Source organism: Verminephrobacter aporrectodeae subsp. tuberculatae At4, from assembly GCF_000193225.1.
Lineage (GTDB): Bacteria > Pseudomonadota > Gammaproteobacteria > Burkholderiales > Burkholderiaceae_C > Acidovorax > Acidovorax aporrectodeae.
Genome location: NZ_AFAL01000125.1, coordinates 1 through 3979, shown reverse-complemented (window position 1 = coordinate 3979; position 3979 = coordinate 1). Strand labels below are relative to the sequence as shown.

Here is a 3979-nt window from a genome sequence, read left to right as displayed (position 1 = left end):
CGCGCTTTTCAAAGCGCGGCTGCAACGCCCAGATCTCGCGCATGTCGGCGGCCAGCTTGCCGCGGCCCGAGACCTCGCCGATGCGCTGCTCGAACACCTCGTCGATGGCCTCTTGCAGCGCGGGCTGTGGGTGCTGGCGCTGGTTCAGGCGCCCGGTCCAGCCCCGGCGCACGTCCTCCCAGAGCACGCAGGCGAGCAGAAAGCTCGGGGCCACGGATTTGCCCTGGCCGACGCGGCGGTCGGTGTCGAGCAGCGCGGCCTGCACGAGGGCCGATTCGGCACGTTCCACGGTCAGGTCGAGCAGCGGGTAGATGCCCCGGGCCAGGCCGAGCTTGCGCAGTTGCCCGATGGTGGCGATGGCGTGGCCCGTTTGCAGCAGCTTGAACATTTCATCGAACATGCGGCTCTGCGGCACGTCGGCGAGCAGCGCCTGCGACTGCACCAGTGGGGCGGCGGTTTTGGCCTCGATGCCAAAGCCCAGGGGGCTGAGCTTGGCCGCAAAGCGCACGGCGCGCAGGATGCGCACCGGGTCTTCGCGGTAGCGCGCGGCCGGATCGCCAATCATGCGCAAGGTCTTCTTCTTGGCGTCGCGCAGGCCCTTGTGGTAGTCGACGACGATCTGGCCCACCGGGTCGTAGTACATGGCGTTTACGGTGAAGTCGCGGCGTGTGGCGTCTTCGTCCTGCGGGCCCCAGACGTTGTCGCGCAGCACGCGGCCACTGGCGTCCACGGCATGCTGCATGCCCGACAGCTGCGCCCGGCTGGTCTTCTCGTTGCCTGCGACCTGGTCCGCGGCGGCGTTGTCCAGGTAGGCGCGGAAGGTGGCGACCTCGGTCACCTCATGCTCGCGGCCCCGGCCATGCACGACGTGCACGATGCGAAAGCGCCGGCCGATGATGAAGGCGCGGCGAAACAGGCGCTTGACCTGCTCGGGCGTGGCATTCGTCGCCACGTCGAAGTCCTTGGGGCGCAGGCCCAGCAGCAGGTCGCGCACGGCGCCGCCGACGATGTAGGCGTCAAACCCGGCCTGCTTGAGCGTGGCCACGACCTCGGCGGCGTGGGGGTCCACCAGACCGGGGTCGATTCCGTGGACCGAGGCCGGAACCTCTTCGCGCTTGCCGAAATGCGGCTTGCTGCCCGGGGCGCCGGGCGTCGATTTGCCCAGCAGCTTGTCGATGAACTTCTTGATCATGGGTATGCAGTGAACGCAGGCAGCGGGGGATCAGGAGGATGGGGGCGCATCGGCGGCAGGAGGGGCTCCGAACAGATCCAGTATGCGCCAGCCGCGTTCCCGGGCGAGCGCGCGCAGGCGCGGTTCGGGGTTGGTGGCCACGGGGTGATCGACCTTCTCGAGCAGCGGCAGGTCGTTCATGGAGTCGCTGTAGAACCGGCTCTCGACATCTTCCCAGGCCAGTTGCCGCTCGGCGAGCCATTGTTCCATGCGCCGCACCTTGCCCGCGCGCAGGGTGGGAACGCCGTCGATCTCGCCGCTGTACCAGCCGCCGGCATCGCGCGCCAACTGCATGGCCAGCAGCCCGGCGTCGCCCACGCCCAGCGCCCGGGCGATGGGGCGCGTCACGAATTCATTCGTCGCGGTGACGATCAGCACCTCGTCCCCCGCGGCCTGGTGCGTGCGCACCAAGGCCAGCGCCTGGGGCAGGATGGCCGGACCGATGACCTCGCGCATGAACTGCGCGTGGGCGGCCGCGGCTGCATCGGGTCCCCGCAGGCGCAGCGCTTCGGTGGCAAAGCGCACGTAGTCGTGCACGTCGAGCGTTCCCGCCTGGTAGTGGGCAAGGAACCTGTCGTTGCGCTGCGCAAACTGCGCCGCATCGCTCCAGCCGATGCGGACGGTGAACGCGCCCCAGGCATGGTCCGAATCGATGGGCAGCAGCGTGTGGTCAAGGTCGAACAGCGTCAGCCGCAGGCGGCGGGTGGGGGTGTCAGAGGTCATTCAGATCCACGAAAGAAGGCGGGGCATCACTGCACCTCCTGGAGCATGCTCTTGAGCAGCGGGATGGTGATGGCGCGCTGCGTGCGCAGGGCAAAGGCGTCGAGTTGGTCGAGCAGTTGCATGAGGCTGCCCAGGTCGCGCGCGAAGCGGCGCAGCATGTAGTCCATGACCTCATCGCCCAGGAACACGCCCCGGGCGTCGGCTTCCTGGCGCAGCACGGCGCGGCGCTCGGCCTCGTCGAGCAATTGGAGCTGGAACACATGGCCCCAGCCCAGGCGGCTGCGCAGGTCGTCGCGCAAAGGCAGGTCCGCAGGCGGCAGGCGGCCGGCGGCGAGCACCCAGCGCTGCGGGCCGTTGGCGGGGCTGATGGCGTTGACGAACCAGTTGAAGGCCATGGCCTGCTGGGCGGGGTCGTACAGGTGCACGTCGTCCATGAGCACTGCGGTCCAGGTTTCGTCGAAATCCGGCGCGGCCGGGGACTGGACCACACCCGGGTCCAGCCAGCCCACGCCGCCGCCCTGCTCGCGCAGGGCCTGGCGCACCGCCTCGAGCAGATGGGTCTTGCCGCTGCCGGACCCGCCCCAGAGGTAGGTGGGCAGCGGTGCGTGTGTGGCTTGGCCGCCGCCATCCCCGGCTGCCAGACGCAGGTGCTGCAAGGCGGCGCCATTCGGGCCGGCAAAGAAACGCCCCAGCGTGGGCCCTGTGGCCAAGCCGATATCCAGCGCCAGTTGCTTCATGCGCAGCCCCCGGGCCGCAGGTGCGGGCCGGTTGGCGTGGGAGCAGCGGACAGGGACAGGATGGGCAGCGGCATCATGGATGAATGGAGGGGCGCCCGGCCGCAGATGGCTGCAGCAGAGCGTGGCGAAGGAGCGGCGCACGGCGCACTGCCATGGCCCCCAAGCCTGCGCGGGAGGCGCGGCGGGAGCAGCGACGCGGGGACCGATTCTAGTCACAAACCGCGTGGGCGCAGAGCCTCAGAACGGCAGGCCGACGTAGTTTTCGGCCAGCGAACGCTGCGCTGCTTCGGAGGAGAACAGATAGGCCAGTTCCGTGTCCTGCAGTTTCCGGTCGTATTCGATGGCATCGGGGAAGCTGTGCAGCATGCCCGTCATCCACCATGAAAAGCGCTGTGCCTTCCACACCCGCGCCAGCGCTTTGCCGGAGTAGTTGTCGAGCCCCGCGCTCTCGCCCTCCCGGTAGTGCGCCAGCATGGCGTGGTACAGGTAATGGATGTCCGCTGCGCCTGATCGAGGCCCGGCTCATGCGCGAGGCGCGGCGCAATCTGGCCTACACCCACCTGAGCATCGCCACGATTGCCTATGCCCTGGGCTACGCCGACCCCGCGTACTTCAGCCGTGCCTTCACCCGCGACGCGGGGCTGTCGCCCCGGAGCTTTCGGACGCAGGCGCCGGTAGCGGGATCGGGATCGGGCAGGGCCGGAAAATGAGAGAACCGTCCGCGCCCCTTGCGGCGGGGCCCGGCTCTTGCCGGCGCTTTACAGCTCCTCGACGCGGCGGGCCGGGTAACTGTCCCAAGTCTGGCAGCCCGGACATTGCCAGAAATGCCGGCGGGCCTCGAAGCCGCAGGCGGCGCAGCGGTAGCGCAGCAACGGTTTCACGGCATGCTCGAGCGCGCGCTCGATCTGCGGGTGGAACTCCTCGTGCTCCAGTTTTTCGGTCGCCAGCCATTTGGCCGTGGCAACCAGGGAGCGCTCCTTGTCCAGGTGCTGCACATAGCGTTGCCGGGCGGTGGCGCGTGTGGCCTCGTCGGCCGTCTCCAGGAGCACGATGCTTTCGAGCACGTCGAGCGATGGCGCCTGCGCGTAATGCGCCTGCAGCAGCTCTTGCACCTCGGCCACGCGCCCCGTGGCGCTGGCCGCCTCGACCATCAGCGGGGCCGCCAGCGGCAATGCGGCGGGGTTGTGCGCGGCCAGCGTTTTGAGCGTCGCCAGCAGCGCATCGGGTTGGCCCATCAGGCGCTGCAACCGGGCCAGCTCGATGCGCGCGCGTGCCGCCTCGGGGGCGG

Annotated in this window: 5 protein-coding genes and 1 pseudogene; 1 reads left to right on the top strand and 5 read right to left on the bottom strand. The window is 69.4% G+C overall.

Annotated elements, in window-relative coordinates; translation table 11 throughout:
- The 4 genes from pcnB to VTU_RS0104795 form a co-directional block, all read right to left on the bottom strand.
- Positions 1 to 1192 (bottom strand): polynucleotide adenylyltransferase PcnB (pcnB, locus tag VTU_RS0104810; RefSeq protein ID WP_010101384.1); only part of this gene is annotated, 1192 nt, incomplete at its 3' end.
- Between the two features lie 30 nt (positions 1193 to 1222).
- The gene (locus tag VTU_RS0104805) at positions 1223 to 1954 is read right to left on the bottom strand and encodes an HAD family hydrolase (RefSeq protein ID WP_010101383.1); all 732 of its coding nucleotides are present in this window, start codon (positions 1952 to 1954) and stop codon (positions 1223 to 1225) included.
- Positions 1955 to 1980: 26 nt separating this feature from the next.
- Positions 1981 to 2691, bottom strand: coding sequence for a DnaA regulatory inactivator Hda (hda, locus tag VTU_RS0104800; protein WP_010101382.1), 711 nt, complete (start codon positions 2689 to 2691; stop codon positions 1981 to 1983).
- 237 nt (positions 2692 to 2928) lie between these two features.
- Positions 2929 to 3165 (bottom strand): 4-hydroxybenzoate 3-monooxygenase, encoded by a 237-nt coding sequence (locus tag VTU_RS0104795; protein WP_010101381.1) that lies wholly within the window; start codon positions 3163 to 3165, stop codon positions 2929 to 2931.
- A 50-nt stretch (positions 3166 to 3215) separates the two neighbouring features.
- Here VTU_RS0104795 and VTU_RS0104790 point away from each other — a divergent pair, with 50 nt between their 5' ends.
- On the top strand, positions 3216 to 3401 hold the full coding sequence (locus VTU_RS0104790; RefSeq protein ID WP_010101380.1) for a helix-turn-helix domain-containing protein: 186 nt from the start codon (positions 3216 to 3218) through the stop codon (positions 3399 to 3401).
- A 48-nt stretch (positions 3402 to 3449) separates the two neighbouring features.
- On the opposite strand, the pseudogene VTU_RS0104785 reads toward VTU_RS0104790, so the two are convergent.
- Positions 3450 to 3979, bottom strand: a pseudogene (locus VTU_RS0104785) (lipopolysaccharide assembly protein LapB); the annotation flags it as partial.

What these genes read in the sequence shown, in the direction of transcription:
- hda (WP_010101382.1), bottom strand. Translation starts at nt 2,691, where the DNA reads ATGAAGCAACTGGCGCTGGATATCGGCTTGGCCACAGGGCCCACGCTG.
- VTU_RS0104790 (WP_010101380.1), top strand. Translation starts at nt 3,216, where the DNA reads ATGCGCGAGGCGCGGCGCAATCTGGCCTACACCCACCTGAGCATCGCC.
- VTU_RS0104795 (WP_010101381.1), bottom strand. Translation starts at nt 3,165, where the DNA reads ATGCTGGCGCACTACCGGGAGGGCGAGAGCGCGGGGCTCGACAACTAC.
- VTU_RS0104805 (WP_010101383.1), bottom strand. Translation starts at nt 1,954, where the DNA reads ATGACCTCTGACACCCCCACCCGCCGCCTGCGGCTGACGCTGTTCGAC.